This is a genomic window from Microbacterium sp. K41 (assembly GCF_004794395.1).
Lineage (GTDB): Bacteria > Actinomycetota > Actinomycetes > Actinomycetales > Microbacteriaceae > Microbacterium > Microbacterium sufflavum.
Map to the genome: position 1 here is coordinate 1 of NZ_SSDO01000160.1, position 18756 is coordinate 18756.

Below are 18756 nucleotides of genomic sequence, written 5' to 3' on the forward strand. Positions count from 1 at the left end.
CGTCCACGGCGGCGGGAGCGACACCGTCGACCGCCGCGGTGGCGATGGCTCCCGCGGCGAGGGCCTGCCGCGTCCCGTCGTCCACCAGGGAGGGCAGCAGCGCGACCGTCTCCAGGTAGGGGCCGGGCACGCCGTGGTAGCCGAGCCGCTCGAACACCACCACCAGGTCGCCGAGGGTGCCGCCGAAGCCGCCCGCCTCCTCGCTCACCCGCAGCCCCAGCAGCCCGAGCTCGGCGAACTGCGCCCACAGGGCGAGCCCGGGGGCGGTGTCGCCGTCGGCCCAGGCACGTGCGACGTCGGCGCCGCCCGCGCCCTCCACGATCTCGTCGATGGCCTCCGCGAACGCGGTCTGTTCTTCCGTGGGCAGGAACCGCATCAGGCGCGCCTTCCGTCTCCGCCGCGGGGGAGTCCGAGGATCCGCTCCGCGATGATGTTCCGCTGCACCTCGTTGGTGCCCGCGTAGATGGGACCGGCGAGCGCGAACTGGTAGTCGTCGACCCAGCGCCCGCCGTCGACCGCCGACTCCCCGCGCAGCTCGGACTCCGGTCCCAGGATGCGCAGCGCGGTCTCGTGGATGTGTACGTCGAGCTCCGACCAGAACACCTTGTTGATGCTGCCCTCCGCGCCGACCGCACCACCGTCGAGCAGGGTGCTCACGGTCTGCCACGTGAACAGCCGGTAGGCCTCCGCGCCGATCCAGGCGTCCACCACGGCGTCATCCTCGCCGGTCGCGCCCCGCTCGGACTGCAGTGCGATCAGGCGGTCGGTCGCGGCGAGGAACCGTCCCGGCGCCCGCAGCGACAGTCCGCGCTCGTTGCCCGCGGTGCTCATGGCCACGCGCCACCCGTCGCCGGGAGCGCCCAGCACGTCCTCATCGGGCACGAACACGTCGTCGAAGAAGATCTCGGCGAACCCGGTCGTGCCGTCGAGCTGGGCGATCGCCCGCACCGTGATGCCCTCGGCGTCCATCGGGAACAGGAAGTACGTCAGGCCGCGGTGCCGCTGCGCTTCGGGGTCGGACCGGAACAGGCCGAACCCGCGGTCGGCCCACACCGCGCGCGAGCTCCAGATCTTCTGGCCGTTGAGCACCCATCCGCCGCGGTCGTCGTCGCGGCGGGCGGTGCTGCGGATCGCGGCGAGGTCGCTGCCCGCTCCGGGCTCCGACCACGCCTGCGCCCAGATCAGCGAGCCGTCGGTCATGGCGCGCAGGTACCGCTCGTGCTGATCCGGGGTGCCATGCTCGAACAGGATCGGCGCGAGCAGGGAGATGCCGTTCTGCGCCACCCGGGTCGGGGCGCCCGCGCGGTAGTACTCCTCCTCGAACAGCACCCACTCCGTGATTCCGGCGTCGCGGCCGCCGTACTGCTCGGGCCAGGAGACGACGGACCAGCGGCCCTCCGCCAGCTCGGCCTCCCACGCGCGGTGCGCCGCGAAGCCCTCGGCCGTGTCCATCGAGGGCAGCGGTGTGGACGGCACGTGCTCGGTGAGCCAGGCGCGCGCCTCCGCGGCGAAGGCCTCCTGCGCGGGGGTGAGGTCGAGGTTCATCGGGATGCTCCGTCCGCGGTGTCGGCCTTGATGGTGCGCACGTCCACGCCGCCGAGGGAGTCGCCGCCCACCTCGGCGTTGTGCGCGTGGGCGGCGTGGTGCAGCCCGAACACGGAGTCCATGCCGGGGCGCAGGCCCTGCAGATCCTCCGCCTGGTTCACGGCCTTCTTCGCGAGGGCGAGCCCGAGTCGGGGCATGCGGCCGATGCGCTCGGCGAGCTCGAGCGTGCGCTGCTCCAGCTCGGACGACGGGACGACGTGGTTGACCATGCCGAGTTCGTGCGCGCGGGCGGCGGGCATCCGGTCGCCGGTGTACAGCATCTCCTTGGCCGCGCGGGGGTTGGTCACCCAGGGGTGTGCGAAGTACTCGACGCCGGGGATGCCCATCGCGACGACCGGGTCCTGGAAGAACGCGTCGTCGGAGGCGACGATGAAGTCGCACGACCAGGCGAGCATGAGCCCTCCGGCGATGCAGGCACCCTGCACCATCGCGATCACGGGCTTGGGGATCTCGCGCCAGCGGCGGCACATCCCCAGGTAGACCTCGGACTCGCGGGCGAAGCGGGAGTCGACGCCCTGGGCTCCGACGTGGTCCCACCAGATGACGGCCCTGCGCTCGAAGCTCTGGTCGATGTCGCGCTCCGGGGTGCCGATGTCGTGCCCGGCGCAGAAGTGCTTCCCGTTCCCGCCGAGCACGATCACCTTCACGGCGTCGTCGTCCACGGCGCGGGTGAACGCGGCGTCGAGGGCGTAGGTGACCTTCGAGTTCTGAGCGTTGCGGTACTGGGGGCGGTTCAGCCGGATGATCGCGGTCGTGCCGCGCACCTCGTAGGTGACCACGGCGTCCGAGTCGTCGGTCATGGCGGGTTCCTCTCTGAACTCCCGGGAGCGAAACCAAACAATCGCTTGGTTTAGTTTGATACTATACGGGAACGGTCCGCCGAAGACCACGACTCGATGAGGAGCACAGATGGACGCGACGCAGCACGACGCGGACGAGCGATTCCGCGCCGAGATCCGCGGCTGGCTGGAAGAGAACCTCACCGGTCGCTTCGCCGCGCTGCGCGGCCGCGGCGGCTCCGGTCGCGAGCACGAGGACTTCGAGGCGCGCCTGGAGTGGAACCGGCACCTGGCCGCTGCGGGGTGGACGTGCGTGGGCTGGCCGGTCGAGCACGGCGGCCGCGGACTCAGCATCGCGCAGCAGGTCATCTTCCACGAGGAGTACGCCCGCGCCGACGCCCCCGCCCGCGTGAACCATCTGGGGGAGGAGCTGCTCGGCCCCACCCTCATCGCGCACGGCACGCCCGCGCAGCAGGCCCGCTTCCTGCCGCGCATCGTCGCGGTCGAGGAGCTGTGGTGCCAGGGCTACTCGGAGCCGGGCGCCGGATCCGACCTCGCCGCGGTGGCGACCAAGGCTCAGCGCACGGGCGACGAGTGGTCCGTCACGGGGCAGAAGGTGTGGACGTCCCTCGCGCAGCACGCCGACTGGTGCTTCGTGATCGCCCGCACCGAACCGGGATCGAGCCGCCACCAGGGTCTGTCGTATCTGCTCGTGCCGATGGACCAGCCCGGCGTCGAGGTGCGCCCGATCCTGCAGCTCACCGCGACCAGCGAGTTCAACGAGGTGTTCTTCGACGACGCCCGCACCGATGCCGACCTCGTCGTAGGCGGCGAGGGGAACGGCTTCCGCGTCGCGATGGCGACCCTCGGCTTCGAGCGCGGCGTCTCCACCCTCGCGCAGCAGATCGCGTTCCGTCGCGAGCTCGACGCCGTGATCGAGACGGCGCAGCGCACCGGCGCGATCGACGATGCCGTGATCCGCGACCGGCTCGTGCGCGCCCGCATGGACCTGGAGGTGATCCGCCAGCACGCCCTCCGCACGCTCGGCGGTGCCCAGGGCGACGGCGCCTCCGTCGCGAAGCTGCTGTGGTCGAACTGGCACCGCGCGCTCGGCGAGCTCGCGATGGAGGTCGCCGGACCCGAGGCCCTGCGGGTCGGCGCGGACTACGCGCTTGACGACCTGCAGACGCTGTTCCTGTTCAGCCGCGCCGACACGATCTACGGCGGTTCCGACGAGATCCAGCGCACCGTCATCGCCGAGCGCGTGCTCGGCCTACCCCGAGAGGCCCGCCCATGAGCTCTTCCGCCCCCGCCTACGTCCCCGGTCACGGCCTGCTCGACGGGAAGCGCGTCGTCATCACGGCCGCCGCCGGAGCCGGCATCGGTCAGGCCGCCGCGGTCCGCTGCCTGGAGGAGGGCGCGGCGCTCGTGGTGCTCGGCGACACGCACGCCGGCCGCCTCGCCGAGACGCAGAGCGAGCTGGGTGACCGTTTCGGCGCCGACCGCGTGCGCACCGCCGTGTGCGACGTGACCGTCGAGGACCAGGTCGCCGCCCTCCTCGACCTCGCGGAGGACGGCGGCGCGATCGACGTGATGATCAACAACGCCGGGCTCGGCGGGTCGGTGTCGATCCTCGACATGACCGACGAGCAGTGGGACAGGGTGATCGACGTGACCCTCACCGGCACGTTCCGGTGCCTGCGCGCGGTCGGCCGCCGCATGGTCGCGGCGGGCACGGCCGGCGTCATCGTCAACAACGCGTCCGTGATCGGCTGGCGCGCGCAGGTGGAGCAGGCCCACTACGCCGCCGCGAAGGCCGGCGTGATGGCGCTCACCCGCAGCGCGGCGATGGATTTCGCGCCGCACGGCATCCGCGTGAACGCCGTGTCACCGAGCCTCGCGATGCACCCGTTCCTGGAGAAGGTCACCTCGCCCGAGCTGCTGGAGCAGCTGAAAGCGCGCGAGGCGTTCGGCCGGGCCGCGGAACCCTGGGAGGTCGCCAACGTCATGGTGTTCCTCGCCAGCGCATACTCCTCTTATATGACCGGCGAGGTCGTCGCCGTCAGCAGTCAGCACGCGTGAACCCGGAGAGAAGGAACACCATGGCAGAGGCATACATCGTCGACGCGGTCCGCTCGCCCGTCGGGAAGCGGGGCGGCTCGCTGTCCGGCATCCACCCGGCCGACCTCGGCGCGCACAGCCTGAAGGCGCTCGTGGAGCGGACGGGCATCGACCCTGGCGCGCTCGACGACGTGATCATCGGCGCGACCGACACGATCGGAGGACAGGCGGGCAACGTGGGTCGCTCCGCCGTGCTCGTCGCTGGCTTCCCCGAGCACGTGCCCGGCGTCACGATCGACCGGCAGTGCGGTTCGAGCCAGCAGGCCGTGCACTTCGCCGCGCAGGCCGTGATGAGCGGGACCAGCGACCTGGTGATCGCCGGCGGTCTGCAGAACATGTCGCAGCTGCCGATCTCCTCGGCCATGGTGGCCGGAGAGGCATACGGCTTCACCACGCCGTTCGCCGAGTCGCCGGGCTGGCAGGAGCGCTACCCCGGGCAGGAGATCTCGCAGTTCGTCGGCGCGGAGATGATCGCCGAGAAGTGGGACATCACGCGCGAGGAGATGGAGCGGTTCGCGCTGGAGAGCCATCAGCGGGCGGCCAGAGCGCAGGACGAGGGTCGGTTCGACGGCGAGATCGCCCCGCTGAACGGGCTCGACCGCGACGAGGGCGTGCGCCGCGACACCTCGCTCGAGCGTATGGCGGGCCTGCAGACGCTCACCCCCGGCGGACGGCTCACGGCTGCCGTGGCCTCGCAGATCAGCGACGCCTCCAGCGCGGTGCTCGTCGCGAGCGCGCAGGCGGTGAAGGACCACGGGCTCACGCCCCGCGCGCGCATCCACCACCTGTCGGTGCGCGGCGACAGCCCGGTGTTCATGCTCACCGCGCCGATCCCCGCCACGCGGTACGCGATGGAGCGCACGCGCATGAGCCTCGACGACATCGACCTGTTCGAGGTGAACGAGGCCTTCGCGTCGGTCGTGCTCGCCTGGATGCGCGAGACCGGGGTGCCGCACGAGAAGGTGAACGTGAACGGGGGCGGCATCGCCCTCGGTCACCCGATCGGCGCGACGGGCACCCGTCTCATGACGACGCTGCTGAACGAGCTCGAACGCACCGGCGGTCGCTACGGTCTGCAGACCATGTGCGAGGGCGGCGGTCTCGCCAACGTCACCATCATCGAGCGCCTCTGAGGCTGCGCATCCGGGCCTGACGACGGACGACCCGCGGATGGCGTGCGTCCGGGCCCCGGGGGGGCGCGGCTCCCCGGGGCTCAGGCGAGGACGCAGGAGGCGGCGGCGCGGAGGTGGGCCACGGCGTCGCGCACCACGCGGTCGACGAGCTCCTCGCAGCTGGGGAGGTCGTCGATCAGCCCCACCACCTGGCCGGCGGCGAGCATGCCCGCGGAGGTGTCGCCGTCGACGAGCCCGGCCTTCAGCAGCACCGGAGTGTTCGCGGCGAGGGTCATCTGCGTCCAGGAGCGCCCGGTCGCCTTCTTCATCGACACGGCATCCCGCACCAGCTGCGGCCAGCTCAGGCCGCTCAGCTTCTTGAACTCCCACGACCGGCGCAGCGTCGGCAGCAGGCGGGACACCCCGCTTCCGCCCTCCAGTCCCTCCACGAACTCGGTGCGCAGCAGGCGGTGGGGCATGCCGTCGGCCTTCGAGGTGACGACCGTGCCGTCCAGCCCGACGTCGAGGTATCGCCGCTTCACGGCCTCGGGCACCGAACTGTCGCTCGTGAGCAGGAACCGCGTGCCCATCCCGACCCCGGCGGCGCCGTACGCGAGCGCGGCGGCGAGACCCCGTCCGTCGTGGAAGCCGCCGGCCGCGATCACGGGGATGTCGACGGCCGCGACCACCGAGGGCAGCAGGATCGAGGTGGGCACGGCGCCGGTGTGACCGCCGCCCTCACCGCCCTGCACCATCACGGCGTCCGCACCCCACGCCGCGACCTTCTCGGCGTGCCGCACGGCCCCGATCGAGGGGATCACGACCACGCCGTGGTCCTTGAGTCGCTCGATCAGCTCGCGTCGTGGGGCGAGAGCGAAGCTGGCGACCTTCACGCCGTGCCGGATGAGCAGTTCGACGCGCTCGGTGGCATCCCCGGCGTCGGCGCGCAGGTTCACGCCGAAGGGCCGGTCGGTGCGCTCGGTCACCTCGATGATCTGCCGTTCGAGCTCGTCGATGGTCATGGTGGCGGAGGCGAGGATGCCCAGCGCTCCGGCCTGCGCGGTGGCGGTGACCAGGCGGGCGCCGGCGACCCAGCCCATGCCGGTCTGCACGATCGGATGGTCGACGCCGGTCAGGCGCGTGAGCGGCGTGGAGAGCTGCGGGGGCGTGGTCATGATGCGATCACCTCTCGGTCGCGGAGTCCGCGGGGGTCGAGACGCTCGCGCACCAGGCGCAGCTCCTCGGCGGTGGGCTGCCGGGTCTCGGGGACGACGGCGGGGATGTGCAGCGGGAAGCCGGTGGCCGCGACCACCCGGTCGAGGGTCACGCCGGGGTGCAGGCTGACGAGGGCGACCGTGTCGCCGGGGCCGGTCAGGTCGAGCACCGCGAGGTCGGTGACGATGCGGCGCACGTCGTGGAAGCGGTGGGCCCCGGCCGTGCGCGCCCTGGCCGGCCCGACGCCCGTGACCACGTCCACCCGGTCCACGAACACGCGCGGGCTGTGGCGGGCGACCCAGTAGCTGGTCGCGTGGTTGACGGTGTTCGTGGCGGCGGCCCTGGCGCCGAGCAGCTGCCGGGTGGGACGGTCGCGGTCGCCGATCGCGGACAGGTTCTGGTCGCCGTGGCGGTCGAGCTGTGCGGCCCCCATGATCACGTGGCGGCGACCGCGGGCGATCAGCTCGAACAGCTGCGCGTAGGGGAGCGGCGCCTCCGGCTCGCGGAACGGCTCGTCGACGGCGGGGGTGTCGGCGTACAGGGTGGCTTCGCCGTCGCTGAGCAGCAGGCCGGGCGCGTGCGTGAGCCGCGCGAGCCGCACCCCGACGGTGGGCACGATGCCGACGGGGCTCGCGAGGATCGTGCCCGCGCCGCGGAAGAGGTCGCTGCACGCGGCGATCGCGACCTCGGCGCGCGTGGCCGTCATGGTGTCGCCGCCTCACTCGTCCGCGGGGCGAGCTCGCCCGCCCGGAACCGGGTCAGATACGCCTCACGGTCCGCGGGCGAGGCGGCCGCGGCGGCGTAGGCGCGCTGCCCCTCCTCGTCGCGGTCGTGATGGGGCGGATGCGCCGTGAACCCGGCTCCGCCCGGGGCATGCACGATCCGGTTGGTGAGCGTGCGGTCGAGGAAGCGCGCCGTGGGGCCGAGCCCCGTCCACAGCGCGGCGGTGTCCACCACCTCCTCCACGCTCACCACGGTGTGCGCCGCCGCGCCCGCGAACAGGTCGTCGAAGAACAGGTCCGGCCCGAGGCACACGGCGGTGCCGGCGGCGTCGGCCCGATCGAGGTGGAGCAGGGCGAGGTCGAGGGGCACGGCGGGCATCGCCACCAGCACCTCGGCGTCGGCGTAGGGCGATGTGATCGTGCGGATCTGGGGGTTGCGGCTGACGGCGTCCGAGCCCGCCCCCGCCCGGGTGGCCTCGAAGGGCAGGCGCCGGGCGGCGGCGCGGAGTCCGGCGACCAGCATCGCCTCGTCGTACTCCACGCTGCGCACCGCGCCGGACTGCCGGGCGTCCGCGAAGTAAGGGTCGATCGCGATGCTGTCGAGCGAGACGAACCCGTGCACGATCTCGGACGCCTGGCCGGTGGCGCAGAGCAGGCCCACGTCCGGTCCGCCGAAGCTGACGATGCGCAGGTCGCGCGCCCCGGAGAGCACGATCTGCCGCACGAGGGCCATCGGCTTACGCCGCGAACCCCAGCCGCCGACGCCGATCGTCATGCCGTCGCGGATCAGCGGCGCGAGATCGGCGGCGGATCCGGCGGTGGTCATGTCGTCAGGTTCTCGCCGGTCGCGACGAACGCGTCGCGGTGCTGGTCGGCGACGCCGGCGAGGTTGAGCTCGAACGTGAAGCCCTGCTCGAACCGGTAGCTGCGGTTGACGTCGATCGGGTCGATGCCGTTCAGCGCCTCCTTGGCGGCGCGGATGACGCGCGGGTCCTTCGCGGCGATCTCCTCCGCGAGCGCGAGCGCGGTCGCGTCGAGGTCGGCGCGCGGCACCACCGCGTCGACGGATCCGAACTCCGCGAGACGCTGCGCCGTCACCGTGCGGCTCGTGAAGTACAGCGAGCGCAGCAGATGCTGCGGCACGAGGCGGGCCAGGTGGGTGGCGGCGCCGAGCGCGCCGCGGTCCACTTCGGGCACGCCGAAGGTCGCGTCGTCGGAGGCGACGATCACGTCGCTGTTGCCGACGAGGCCGATCCCGCCGCCCAGGCAGAAACCGTTGACGGCGGCGATGACCGGAACGGCGCACTCGTAGATGGCCTTGAACGCCTCGTAACAGCCGCGGTTGGCGCCGAGGATGCCGGAGAAGCCCTCGATGCGCTGCATCTCCTTGATGTCGACGCCCGCGTTGAACCCGCGGCCCTCGGCGCGGAGGATGACGACGCGGGTCTCGGCGTCGGCCGTGGCCTCGCGCATCGCGGCGGCCACGTCGAACCACCCGGCGACGGGGAGTGCGTTCACCGGCGGGTAGTCCATCGTGACGGTGCGGACGCCGCGAGGGTGCAGGGTGGAAGTGATCGTCATCGGACACCTAACCTAACGTTTGCTCAAGCACCCTAGCAGTTGCTTGGTTATCGACGGAACCCTCACCGTGCATTTGCCCTAGCAATTGCTTGGTTGGTATGCTCGGGCGCATCCCACCCGCGTCCGCCGACGCCGCTCGAAGGAGAGTCGACCATGGCAGGAATACTCGAAGGCCGCGTGGCCATCGTCACCGGTGCCGGTCGCGGCCTCGGCCGAGAGCACGCGCTGGAGCTCGCGCGCCAGGGGGCGAAGGTGGTCGTGAATGACCTCGGCACGACCCTCGACGGTGACGGCGTCTCGGTCGGTCCGGCGCAGGAGGTCGTCGAGCTCATCGAGGCCGCCGGGGGAGAGGCGATCGCGAACGGCGCCGACATCGCCGACTTCGCGCAGGCCGGGGCCCTCGTCGAGCAGGCGCTCACGGCGTTCGGACGACTGGACATCCTCGTGAACAACGCCGGGTTCGTGCGCGACCGCATGCTGGTCAACGCCGGCGAGGACGAGTGGGACGCGGTGATCCGCGTGCACCTCAAGGGGCACTTCGCGCCGCTGCGCCACGCGAGCGCGCACTGGCGTGCCGAGGCCAAGGCCGGGCGGCAGCCGGTCGCCCGCGTCGTGAACACCTCGTCCGGCGCCGGGCTCCAGGGCAGCATCGGGCAGGCGGCCTACTCCGCCGCGAAGGGCGGCATCGCCTCCCTCACCCTCGTGGCCGCCGCCGAGCTGCAGCGGTACGGCGTGCACGTCAACGCGATCGCCCCATCCGCCCGCACGCGCATGACCGAGGGGCCCTTCGCCGACGCGATGGCCGCGCCCGCGCACGGCTTCGATCGCATGGACCCGGCGAACGTCTCGCCCGTGGTCGCCTGGCTCGCCAGCGCGGACTGCGACGTCACCGGCCGCGTGCTGGAGATCGAGGGCGGCCGCCTCTGCCTGGAGGAGGGATGGCGGCACGGGCCCCGGCGTGACCGGGATCGGCGGTGGGACGCGGCCGAGGTCGGCGAGGCGGTGCGGGCCCTGGTCGCCGAAGCTGCTGCCCCCGAGCCGGTGTACGGCGCATGAGCGCGGGCGACTGGGCCGGGCGCGACCTCGGCGAGCGGACAGTCGGCTACGACGAGCGCGACGCGATCCTCTACGCGCTGTCGGTCGGGGCCGCCGCGACCGACCTCGATCTCGTGTTCGAGGACCGTCTGCGCGTGCTCCCGTCGTTCGGGCTGACGCTCGCGCAGTGGGCGCCCGACGTGCTCGCCGAGGCGGGGGCGTTCGACGACCGCGCCGTGCACGGCTCGCAGACGCTGGAGGTGCACCGGCCGCTGCCGCGCTCGGGCGAGCTGCGGCTGTCCGCCCGCGTTGGCGACGTGTGGGACAAGGGTTCCGCGGCCGTGTTCGACGTGATCGTGGAGTGCGCCGAGTTCACCGCGACCTGGTCACTGTTCGCGCCCGGTGCGGGCGGGTTCGGTGGGGGACGGGGCCCGGCGCGGGCTGCCACCGACGAGCGACCGGTGGGTGCGACGGCCGCCGTGACGACGTTCCCGACGCAGGCCGCCCTGTACCGGCTGACCGGCGACCGCCACCACATCCACATCGATCCCGCGGCGTCCGCGCGGATCGGGCAGACCGTGCCGATCCTCCAGGGGCTGTGCACGCTCGCCGCCACCACCCTCGTCCTCGCTTCCGAGCAGGGCGCGCATCCGGCCGACCTCCGCTCGCTACGGGGCCGGTTCAGCGGTCCGGTCATCCCGGGCGATGTGCTCGAGGTCGAGTCGTGGCACGGCGGCGACTTCGAGTTGCGGCGCGACGGGACGTCCGTGATCTCCGACGGCCGGGCGGTGTTCGCATGAGCCGGGTGCTGGTGGTCGGCGCGACCGGGATGATCGGCAGTCACGTTGCCGCCGACCTCGCCGCGCGCGGTGACGCGGTGACCGTGATGGCGCGGCGCGAGCCGTCCGAGCGCGACCCCCGGGCCATCGCCGGGATGCCGCGCCTCCGGGGCGACTACACCGACGCCGGGTCCGCCGCGCTGCTCGACGGTTTCGACGCGGTCGTGTTCGCGGCGGGCAACGACATCCGCCACGTGCCCGCCGCGCAGGAGGACGACGCGTTCTGGGAGCGCACGCAGAGCGTCGGGGTGCCGCGCTTCGCCGCGCTCGCGAAGACCGCGGGCGTCGGCCGGTTCGTGCAGATCGGCAGCCACTACCACCAGCTGCACCCGGAGTGGGCGGAGCGGATCCCCTACGTGGCGGCGCGGCGCGACGCCGACGAGCGCACCCGCGCCCTGAGCGACGACGGTTTCGCGGCGATCACCCTGAACCCGCCGTCGATCGTCGGCGCCGATGAGCGCGGCCTGCGGCGGTTCGCCCGCATGATCGCGTGGACGCGCGGCGAGCTCGACGAACCCGCGCTGTTCGCCCCGCCGGGCGGCACCAACTACCTGTCGGTGCGCTCGCTCTCGCAGGCCGTGCAGGGCGCGCTCGATGCGGGCGAGGGCGGGCGGGCCTACCTGGTGGGCGACGCGAACCTCACGTATCGCGACTACTTCCAGCTGCTCGCCGACGCCGCCGGCAGCGCGCACACGATCGAGGAGCGCGACGAGGAGCATCCGTTCCAGCCCGACCGCTTCATCGTGCAGGGCCGCGGCGCGGTGATCGCGTACGAGCCGGACCCCGCGGAGACCGCCCTGCTCGGCTACGACCGGGGCGATGTCGAGCGCGCGCTGGCGGAGATCGTCACCGCGGCGGACGCGCAGCGCTGAGCCGCTCCCACAGCACGGCCGTCGCGGCGAGAGTGTCGGCGAGGGTGCCGTCCGTGCGCAGCACCTCGTCGGCGATCGCGATCCGGTCGGCCTCGGCGCCCTGTGCGCGGAGCCGCCGCTCGGCCTCGGCCGCATCGTGCCCCCGCTCCTCCCGCAACCGGCGCAGGCGCATGGCCTCGGCGGCTTCGACCGTCACGACCCGGTCGTACGTCCAGGGCAGGGGGGCGGTGGTGCGGCTGAGCAGCGGGATCTCGTGCACCACGACACCCGGTTCGCGGCGGGCCTCGGCGATGCGCGCAGCCACCTCGGCCAGCAGAGCCGGGCGCAGCAGGGCGTTGTAGCGGGAGAGGAGGGCGGGATCGTCGAACACGCGTGCCGCGACCGCCGCCCGGTCGAGAGACCCGTCCGCCGTGCGGACCTCGGCCCCGAGCAGCGCCGTGATCCGGTCGAGCAGCGCCGCGCCGTCCGTGGTGCCGGGATCGACGATGGCACGGGCGGCCGCGTCACCGTCTACGATGCGGGCACCGTGCGCGGCCAGGGCGCGCGCGACCGTGCTCTTCCCCGCGGCGATCCCGCCCGTGAGTCCGACCAGGATCGCCGCCGTCACGAGGGTTCTCCGTGTCGCGACGCGTCAGGGACGGACGAAGCGGACCTCGGTCAGCGTCTCGCCGAGGAAGGGCTCGGTGTGCGAGGCGCCGTCGAGGTGGAAGCCGTTGCGCGTGTAGAAGCGGTGCGCGCGGGGGTTGTCCTCCGCGACCCACAGGTAGAGCGGCTCGTCCTTCTCGACTGCGGCGTCGAACAGCTTCTGGCCGATGCCGGTGGAGTGGTACGCGTCGAGCAGGTAGATGAAGTAGAGCTCCCGGAAGGCGGGGGCGTCCTTGTCGCGGGCGGGGCCGGAGCCGACGAAGCCGACGATCTCGCCGTCGACGAGGGCCGCGTTCATCTTGAAGTCGGGGCCCTGGGCGGCCCAGTGCGTCCACAGCTCGGCCATGCGGCGGGGCGAGACCTTCTCCAGCGCGGCCTTGCTGATCAGGTGATCGTAGGTCTCGTGCCAGCACTGCGCGTGCACGCGACCGAGGGCTTCGGCATCCACATCACGGACCGGACGGACGATGACTTCGGGCTGGGCTTCGGCGCTCATGCGGTGACTCTACGCGCGGCCCGTGAAAACTCGAAATCGGCGCGGAGCGGGGTGACGCGCGGGTGAACGGCCTGGAGGAACCGCACAACGATATTCACGGTTCGTGCGCCGCTGGCTACGATCGTCCCTCGTGAACGTGATCTGGCGGACCCTCCTCGTGATCCTCGGCGCGCGGCGTCGCGTGCGGCAGGGGAAGACCCTCGACCCGACCGCGGTGAGCAGCGTCACCGTCACGACCCTCCCCACCGACCTCGACATCCTCCGGCACATGAACAACGGCCGCTATCTGTCGCTGTTCGACCTCGGCCGTTGGGATCACCTGATCCGCACCGGGCTGTTCGACGTGATGAAGCAGCGCGGCTGGTACGCGGTCGTCTCGAGCGAGACCATCACGTTCCGCAAGTCGCTGCAGCTGTGGCAGCGCTTCGAGGTGCAGTCGCGGTTCATCGGCCACGACGACAGGGCGCTGTTCCTGGAGCACCGGGCCGTGGTCGACGGCGAGGTGTACGCCAGGGCCATCGTGCGGGCGCGCGTGCTGCGGCGCACAGGCGGCACCGTGAGCAACGAGGAGCTGTTCGCCGCGGTCGGCAAGCCGGAGGGCGTGCCGGAGATCGACGCCTGGGTGCACGACTGGGCGGCGGCCTCCGCCCTCCCGCCCGTGCGCACGCCCGCCCCCAGCGTCTGGAACTGATCAGGCGCGCGGCGGGCGCACTGCCGATATATTGACGCTGTGCTGGCCATCCTGACGACCGCCGGGCGCGTGCTGCTGCGGCACTGGCCCGCGCTCATGGCGTGGTACCTGGCCGGGGTCCTCGTGCACTACGTGATCACCGAGATCGCCGGTTTCGTGGGTGCCACCTCGGCCACGCTGGGCTTCCTGGTGCTGCCCATCGCGATCCTCGCCCGGCTCGTCAGCCTGGTGGCCATGTTCCTGGTGCTGCGCGACGGGCTGCGCAACCTGCAGGAGGTCGCCCCGCTCCCGGAGTCCGCCGCCGACCGGCGCCGGACGTTCCTCACCGCGCTGCTCGCCGGGATCCTCCCCTTCTTCGCCGTGTACTGGGCGCAGGGCCTGCTCGGCGAGGACGTGCGCACCTACTCGGCCCGTGCCCTCGAGGTGCGCTCCGGGATCATCTGGACGGCGAGCGTCAACGGCGAACCGGCCGTCGGCTCGGAGGACACGGTGCTCAACCTGCCCCTCAACGTCTGGACGATCGCGATCATCGTCGTCGCGTTCGCCGGGCGATGGGCGTGGTCGAAGTGGTCGCCGAAACTCGCCGCCTGGCTCTCGCCCGTGGCGGTGTACTTCGAGGTCGTCTGGGTGTTCTTCTCGGTCATGGTGCTCGGCGACGTGTTCGACGCGATCAAGGCCTGGGTCGACAGCCGAGCCGCGATGGCGGTCCTGGAAGACGTGCGCGAGGGACTGCTGGACGCGGTCGCGCCGCTGCGGTGGCTGTGGGACGGGGTCGGCTGGGTGCTGTCGGAGGCCGGTCCGGTGCTGCTGGCGCCGCTGGCGTGGCTCACGATCGCCGGCGTCGTGTTCGGGCAGGCGATCGTGGCCGAGAAGCTGCGCGTCGAGAGCCGGTTCCTGTCGCGGTTCCGTCAGCACGCCGAGGCCATCCCCAACCCGCTCGTGCGCCGGCTCAGAGACCTCGGCGACGAACTCGGCGCCCGGTTCCGCCCGATCGGTCGCGCGCTGCTGCTGATGTGGCGGGCCGGCCCGCTCCTGGTCGCGTCATACGCCCTGCTGTACGTGGTGGTGAAGGCGCTCGAGTCGTACCTGGCCTTCGGTCTCACCCGCCTGATCGGTCCGCACGACTTCGTCTTCTGGGCGGTCGCGACGCCCCTCGTGTCCCTCGTCCCGATGCTGCTGATCGAGCCCGTGCGCATCGCCGTGATCAGCGGCGCGTACGACGCCACGCTCGGGCGACTGCGACGCAAGCAGCAGGAGCGCTCCGACACCACCACCGGTTCCGCGGCCGAGGCGGAGATGCGCGCCGTCGCCGATGCCGCGGGGCTGCTGCCCTCCTCGGTCGACGCGGTCGCCGCGGCCGTCGTCGCCGCCCCGCCGCGCGATGCCGTGGGGGGTCAGAGCTCGAACGCGAACCTGAGGAACGAGCCGCCCGCGTCGTAGGGTCGCACGTCCACCCAGAACGGGCCCTCCGCGTCGTCCGGCACCACGAACGGCACGACCAGCTCGTACTCCCCGGCCTCTGCGCTCAGGCACGTCTCCGGCTCGTCCGGGTCGGACAGCAGCCCGATCTCCAGACGCACGGGGCGCCACTCGCGGCCCGTCGCCCGCTCCACCAGCTTCGGGGTCTCGCAGCCGATGCCCGCGGTGCTCGCGTCGACCGGCACCGCCACGGCGATCAGCCGCGTGCCGTCGGGGACGTCGAGGCCGCTCACGTCGTCGATCTCGCCCCCGCGCACCGGGCCCCACTCGGCTCCGGCGAGGTCGGCCGAGGCGTCTTCGTCGACCGTGATCGCGGTGACCGCCCTGGCCCCGAACCCGAAGTACTGATACCACTCCTGCCAGCCGACGGCCGCAGCGGTGACCGGGGCGAGCACCGCGAGGGCGACGAGCGCGACGGCGTTGCGACGCCACCACGACGGCCGACGCGGGGCCGGTGCGGGCTCGACCGCGATCGCGGGTGGCAGCGGCGGGGGAGGGATGGTCATCGGCGGGCCCACCCGTTCTCGTCCAGGAGGATGGCGGCCTCGACCGGGAGGTCGGCGAGGTCGAGCGGCAGGTCGACGACCCCGTCGAGCAGGACCTCGCCGATGCCGGCGCCCGCGACCCCGAGGCGCAGGGTGGCGCGGTCGTCCGTGACGTCGTCTGGCAGCTCGAACGCCAGACTCCCCGCGCGCGGGACGCCGGTCACCAGCCGCTGCTGCGCGAACGTCGTCCCGCGATCGGTGGCGCTGAACGTGCGGTCGCCGATGGTGAGCTGCGCGAGCGAGAGGGTGCTGAGGTCCTGCGTCACCGCCGACGCGGCCTCCAGGTCGACCACCAGCCAGGTGCCGTCGGCCGACCAGCCGTCCGCGTCTTCGACCCGGTCGGCCAGGCGCACGTCGGTGATCGTCACGACGAGGTTGCGCACGGCGGCCTCCTCGCCGATCCGCGTGACCCGGGGGAACGCGGCCGTCGCGGCGTCGTCCGGAAGCGTGACCTTCGACACCACCCACGCGCCGGCGAGCAGCGCCGCGGTGAGCAGCCACACGAGGACGTGCTTCTTCACGGTGCCGTCCCCTCGCCGATCCGTGCCGTGAGGGTCGCGCCGACCCGCACGTCGGTCCAGTAGTCCCCGCGGATCACCCGCGAGCCGACCGCGTGCGTGGAGTCCGGCAGGGTGAGCGTGAGCTCCTCGCCCTCCCGGTAGTCGTCCGGCCCCACGAGCCAGGCGAGCAGCAGTCGAGCGGGGACGTCGGGCTGCAGCGTCGGGGCCCCGCGTCCGTCGTCGGCCCGCGACACCTGCCCCTTCTCGTCGAGGCCCTCGATGCGGATGCCGTCGACCACCGCCGACTCGGGGACGCCCGAGGTCGAGCCGCGCGGGGCGTGGAAGGTGTTCACCGCGTCGACCGTGACCACCAGCACGCGCTCGCCCTTCTCCTCGTCGGGGAACACCCACGTCTGCCCGCGGTCGTCGCGCAGCTCCACCGCCACGACCGTCAGCTCCAGGTCGGACCCCGCGTACGTCTCACCCACCGCGACCTCGGGGATCGGGTCGACCGCGGCCGCCTCCAGCCCGCCGAACACCGCGGTGCCGGCGAGGAGCAGCGCCCCCGCGCCGGTGAGCAGCCACGGGGTCGGGATCAGGTCGATGCTGCGCCGCGCCCACCCCAGCACCCTGGCCCGGGCGGCGGACGCGTCGCTGCGGCCCTGCGGCGCCGTCCCCTCCGGCGGTGTCGTGGTCACGGCAACAGCATAGGGGCGAGGTCGTGCGGCCCGGGCTCCCGCCGAAACAGGGGCCCGGTCATAGGCTGAGGATCATGGCCGAGCTCCCGCCGGATGCCGCGTCGTCCGCCCCCCTCTCCGACCGTGCGATCGACCTGGCGCGCCGCTGGGTGATCGAGGCCGCGGCGGCCGAGGTCGACCCCGCGGCCGCACGCCTGGCCGGGGTGCTGCGCGACGCGAACGGCCTGCCCTTCACGCTCGGCTTCGTCGACGGGGTGATGCGCCCGGAGAGCCTGACCGCGGCCGCCGCCCGCCTGCACCGCATCGCGCCGATCGTGCCCGAGTTCCTGCCCTGGTACCTGCGCTCGGCCGTGCGTCTGGGCGGGGGTGTCGCGCCCGTGCTGCCGACCCCGGTCGTGCCGATCGCGCGGCGGGCGCTGCGCGACATGGTCGGGCACCTCGTGGTCGACGCGCGTCCCGCCAAGCTCGGCCCCGCGATCGAGCGGCTGCGTGCCTCGGGCTCGCGGCTCAACCTCAACCTGCTGGGCGAGGCGGTGCTGGGCGAGGCCGAGGCGCAGCGCCGGCTCGACGGCATCCACGAGCTCATCCGCCGCGCCGACGTGGACTACGTGTCGGTCAAGGTGTCGGCCATCATGAGCCGCATCTCGATGTGGGGGTTCGACGCCGTCGTCGACCGCGTGGTGCAGCGTCTGCTGCCGCTGTACCTGACCGCGGCGGACGACGGCACCTTCATCAACCTCGACATGGAGGAGTACCGCGACCTCGACCTCACGATCGCGGTGTTCACGCGGCTGCTGGAGGATCCGCGGCTGGCGCGGCTGGAGGCCGGCATCGTGCTGCAGGCCTACCTGCCCGACGCGCTGCCCGCGCTGCAGGAGCTGACCGCGTGGGCGCAGGACCGCGTGGCCCACGGGGGTGCCCGCATCAAGGTGCGGCTCGTGAAGGGCGCGAACCTCGCCATGGAGCACGTCGAGGCGCGGCTGCACGGCTGGACCCCCGCGACCTACGACACCAAGCTCGACACCGACGCGAACTACCTCCGCTGCCTGGATTGGGCGCTCACGCCCGCGCACACCTCCGCCGTGAAGCTGGGGATCGCCGGGCACAACCTGTTCGGCATCGCCTACGCCTGGCTGCTCGCGGGCGAGCGCGGCGTGCGCGATGCGATCGAGTTCGAGATGCTGCTCGGGATGGCGCAGGGCCAGGTGCGGGCCGTGTCGCGCGAGGTCGGGCCGGTGCTGCTGTACGTGCCCGTGGTCGCCCCGGCCGAGTTCGACGTGGCCATCAGCTACCTGGTGCGGCGGCTGGAGGAGAACGCGTCGTCCGACAACTTCCTGTCCGCGGCCTTCCGGCTGCACGAGGACGAGGGGCTGTTCGCCCGGGAGCGCGACCGGTTCCTCGACGCCCTCGACCGCTCCACGGACGCGACCCTGCTCCGCGGACCGCGCCGCACGCAGGACCGGCTCGCACCCGTGCACGAGTCGGTCCGCCCGACCGCCGCGGCCCCGATCCCCGAGGCCGACCTGACGCAGGCGGTGCTGGGCATCGCCCGCGGCACCGACGGCGCGGACACCGGGGCCTTCCTGGAGACGGCGGTGTACGCGGCCCGCGAGCGCGGTGAGGACACGGGCGGCGCTCCGGGCTTCGCCAACGCGCAGGACACCGACCTCGCGCTGCCCGCCAACCGGGAGTGGGCCGACGGGATCCGTGGTCGCCTGGCCGACTCGACCGTGGGGGAGGCCGTGCTCGCCGCCGCCCGCGTGGACGACGCCGACGAGCTCGGGCGCCTCGTGCGGGGCGTGCGCGCCGAGATCGGAAGAG

The 18756-nt window shown here is 72.9% G+C and carries 21 protein-coding genes; 9 read left to right on the plus strand and 12 right to left on the minus strand.

All coding sequences use genetic code 11. The annotated features are described in order from the left end of the window. From DW309_RS03885 to DW309_RS03895, 3 genes are all read right to left on the minus strand, one after another. Window positions 1–376, minus strand: a 376-nt coding sequence (locus DW309_RS03885; RefSeq protein WP_205812610.1) for an acyl-CoA dehydrogenase family protein, incomplete at its 3' end; no start/stop codon positions are given. Next, window positions 376–1545, minus strand: coding sequence for an acyl-CoA dehydrogenase family protein (locus tag DW309_RS03890; protein ID WP_136034102.1), 1170 nt, complete (start codon window positions 1543–1545; stop codon window positions 376–378). The genes DW309_RS03890 and DW309_RS03885, both read right to left, overlap by 1 nt. Continuing rightward, entirely contained in the window at window positions 1542–2405 is an 864-nt protein-coding gene (locus DW309_RS03895; protein WP_136044611.1) for an enoyl-CoA hydratase, read from the minus strand. The genes DW309_RS03890 and DW309_RS03895 overlap by 4 nt, the downstream gene beginning before the upstream one ends. Window positions 2406–2514: 109 nt before the next feature. Between DW309_RS03895 and DW309_RS03900 the strand changes: the two genes are divergently transcribed. Genes DW309_RS03900 through DW309_RS03910 form a run of 3 tightly spaced genes read left to right on the plus strand, consistent with a single transcriptional unit; the run spans window position 2515 to window position 5638 of the window. Then, a complete protein-coding gene (locus tag DW309_RS03900) occupies window positions 2515–3681 on the plus strand; it encodes an acyl-CoA dehydrogenase family protein (RefSeq protein ID WP_136034106.1) in 1167 nt (388 codons plus the stop codon). Next, window positions 3678–4466: an SDR family oxidoreductase gene (locus tag DW309_RS03905; RefSeq protein WP_136034109.1), complete on the plus strand. Its 789-nt coding sequence runs from the start codon at window positions 3678–3680 to the stop codon at window positions 4464–4466. Before DW309_RS03900 ends, DW309_RS03905 begins: the two co-directional genes overlap by 4 nt. Before the next feature lie 20 nt (window positions 4467–4486). Continuing rightward, window positions 4487–5638, plus strand: coding sequence for an acetyl-CoA C-acetyltransferase (locus DW309_RS03910; protein ID WP_136044612.1), 1152 nt, complete (start codon window positions 4487–4489; stop codon window positions 5636–5638). A gap of 80 nt (window positions 5639–5718) precedes the next feature. Here DW309_RS03910 and DW309_RS03915 read toward each other — a convergent pair whose 3' ends face one another. The 4 genes from DW309_RS03915 to DW309_RS03930 are packed head-to-tail and all read right to left on the minus strand — an operon-like array spanning window position 5719 to window position 9135. Then, entirely contained in the window at window positions 5719–6792 is a 1074-nt protein-coding gene (locus DW309_RS03915) for an NAD(P)H-dependent flavin oxidoreductase (protein WP_136044613.1), read from the minus strand. Further along, window positions 6789–7538 carry a CoA-transferase gene (locus tag DW309_RS03920; RefSeq protein WP_136044614.1) on the minus strand — a complete coding sequence of 250 codons (750 nt, stop codon included), beginning with the start codon at window positions 7536–7538 and terminating at the stop codon, window positions 6789–6791. The genes DW309_RS03915 and DW309_RS03920 overlap by 4 nt, the downstream gene beginning before the upstream one ends. Beyond that, window positions 7535–8380: a CoA transferase subunit A gene (locus DW309_RS03925; RefSeq protein ID WP_136044615.1), complete on the minus strand. Its 846-nt coding sequence runs from the start codon at window positions 8378–8380 to the stop codon at window positions 7535–7537. The genes DW309_RS03920 and DW309_RS03925 overlap by 4 nt, the downstream gene beginning before the upstream one ends. Further along, window positions 8377–9135, minus strand: coding sequence for an enoyl-CoA hydratase family protein (locus tag DW309_RS03930; protein WP_136037419.1), 759 nt, complete (start codon window positions 9133–9135; stop codon window positions 8377–8379). Before DW309_RS03930 ends, DW309_RS03925 begins: the two co-directional genes overlap by 4 nt. Window positions 9136–9288: 153 nt before the next feature. Here DW309_RS03930 and DW309_RS03935 point away from each other — a divergent pair, with 153 nt between their 5' ends. The 3 genes from DW309_RS03935 to DW309_RS03945 are packed head-to-tail and all read left to right on the plus strand — an operon-like array spanning window position 9289 to window position 11881. Further along, window positions 9289–10191: an SDR family oxidoreductase gene (locus DW309_RS03935; RefSeq protein WP_136044616.1), complete on the plus strand. Its 903-nt coding sequence runs from the start codon at window positions 9289–9291 to the stop codon at window positions 10189–10191. Beyond that, the gene (locus DW309_RS03940; protein WP_136044617.1) at window positions 10188–10970 is read left to right on the plus strand and encodes a MaoC/PaaZ C-terminal domain-containing protein; all 783 of its coding nucleotides are present in this window, start codon (window positions 10188–10190) and stop codon (window positions 10968–10970) included. Before DW309_RS03935 ends, DW309_RS03940 begins: the two co-directional genes overlap by 4 nt. Then, window positions 10967–11881 (plus strand): NAD-dependent epimerase/dehydratase family protein, encoded by a 915-nt coding sequence (locus tag DW309_RS03945; RefSeq protein ID WP_136044618.1) that lies wholly within the window; start codon window positions 10967–10969, stop codon window positions 11879–11881. Before DW309_RS03940 ends, DW309_RS03945 begins: the two co-directional genes overlap by 4 nt. On the opposite strand, the gene coaE is transcribed toward DW309_RS03945, so the two are convergent. Both coaE and DW309_RS03955 read right to left on the minus strand, forming a co-directional pair. Next, window positions 11856–12488 (minus strand): dephospho-CoA kinase, encoded by a 633-nt coding sequence (gene coaE, locus DW309_RS03950; protein WP_206252619.1) that lies wholly within the window; start codon window positions 12486–12488, stop codon window positions 11856–11858. The two genes, DW309_RS03945 and coaE, sit on opposite strands and share 26 nt — an antisense overlap. A gap of 24 nt (window positions 12489–12512) precedes the next feature. Next, window positions 12513–13022 (minus strand): GNAT family N-acetyltransferase, encoded by a 510-nt coding sequence (locus DW309_RS03955; RefSeq protein ID WP_136034128.1) that lies wholly within the window; start codon window positions 13020–13022, stop codon window positions 12513–12515. 130 nt (window positions 13023–13152) lie between these two features. On the opposite strand from DW309_RS03955, the gene DW309_RS03960 reads away from it, so the two are divergent. Together DW309_RS03960 and DW309_RS03965 are read left to right on the plus strand one after the other, a co-directional pair. Then, on the plus strand, window positions 13153–13713 hold the full coding sequence (locus DW309_RS03960; protein ID WP_136034130.1) for an acyl-CoA thioesterase: 561 nt from the start codon (window positions 13153–13155) through the stop codon (window positions 13711–13713). Window positions 13714–13752: 39 nt separating this feature from the next. Further along, window positions 13753–15153, plus strand: a complete 1401-nt coding sequence (locus tag DW309_RS03965) for a hypothetical protein (RefSeq protein ID WP_136034132.1) — start codon at window positions 13753–13755, stop codon at window positions 15151–15153. Here DW309_RS03965 and DW309_RS03970 read toward each other — a convergent pair. Genes DW309_RS03970 through DW309_RS03980 form a run of 3 tightly spaced genes read right to left on the minus strand, consistent with a single transcriptional unit; the run spans window position 15108 to window position 16935 of the window. Further along, window positions 15108–15698, minus strand: a complete 591-nt coding sequence (locus DW309_RS03970) for a hypothetical protein (RefSeq protein ID WP_136044619.1) — start codon at window positions 15696–15698, stop codon at window positions 15108–15110. The genes DW309_RS03965 and DW309_RS03970 overlap by 46 nt on opposite strands. Then, window positions 15695–16258 carry a DUF4352 domain-containing protein gene (locus DW309_RS03975; protein WP_136044620.1) on the minus strand — a complete coding sequence of 188 codons (564 nt, stop codon included), beginning with the start codon at window positions 16256–16258 and terminating at the stop codon, window positions 15695–15697. Before DW309_RS03975 ends, DW309_RS03970 begins: the two co-directional genes overlap by 4 nt. Further along, a complete protein-coding gene (locus DW309_RS03980; protein WP_136044621.1) occupies window positions 16255–16935 on the minus strand; it encodes a hypothetical protein in 681 nt (226 codons plus the stop codon). Before DW309_RS03980 ends, DW309_RS03975 begins: the two co-directional genes overlap by 4 nt. 74 nt (window positions 16936–17009) lie before the next feature. On the opposite strand from DW309_RS03980, the gene DW309_RS03985 reads away from it, so the two are divergent. Continuing rightward, window positions 17010–18756: proline dehydrogenase family protein (locus tag DW309_RS03985; RefSeq protein WP_205812611.1), on the plus strand; the 1747-nt coding region annotated here is incomplete at its 3' end.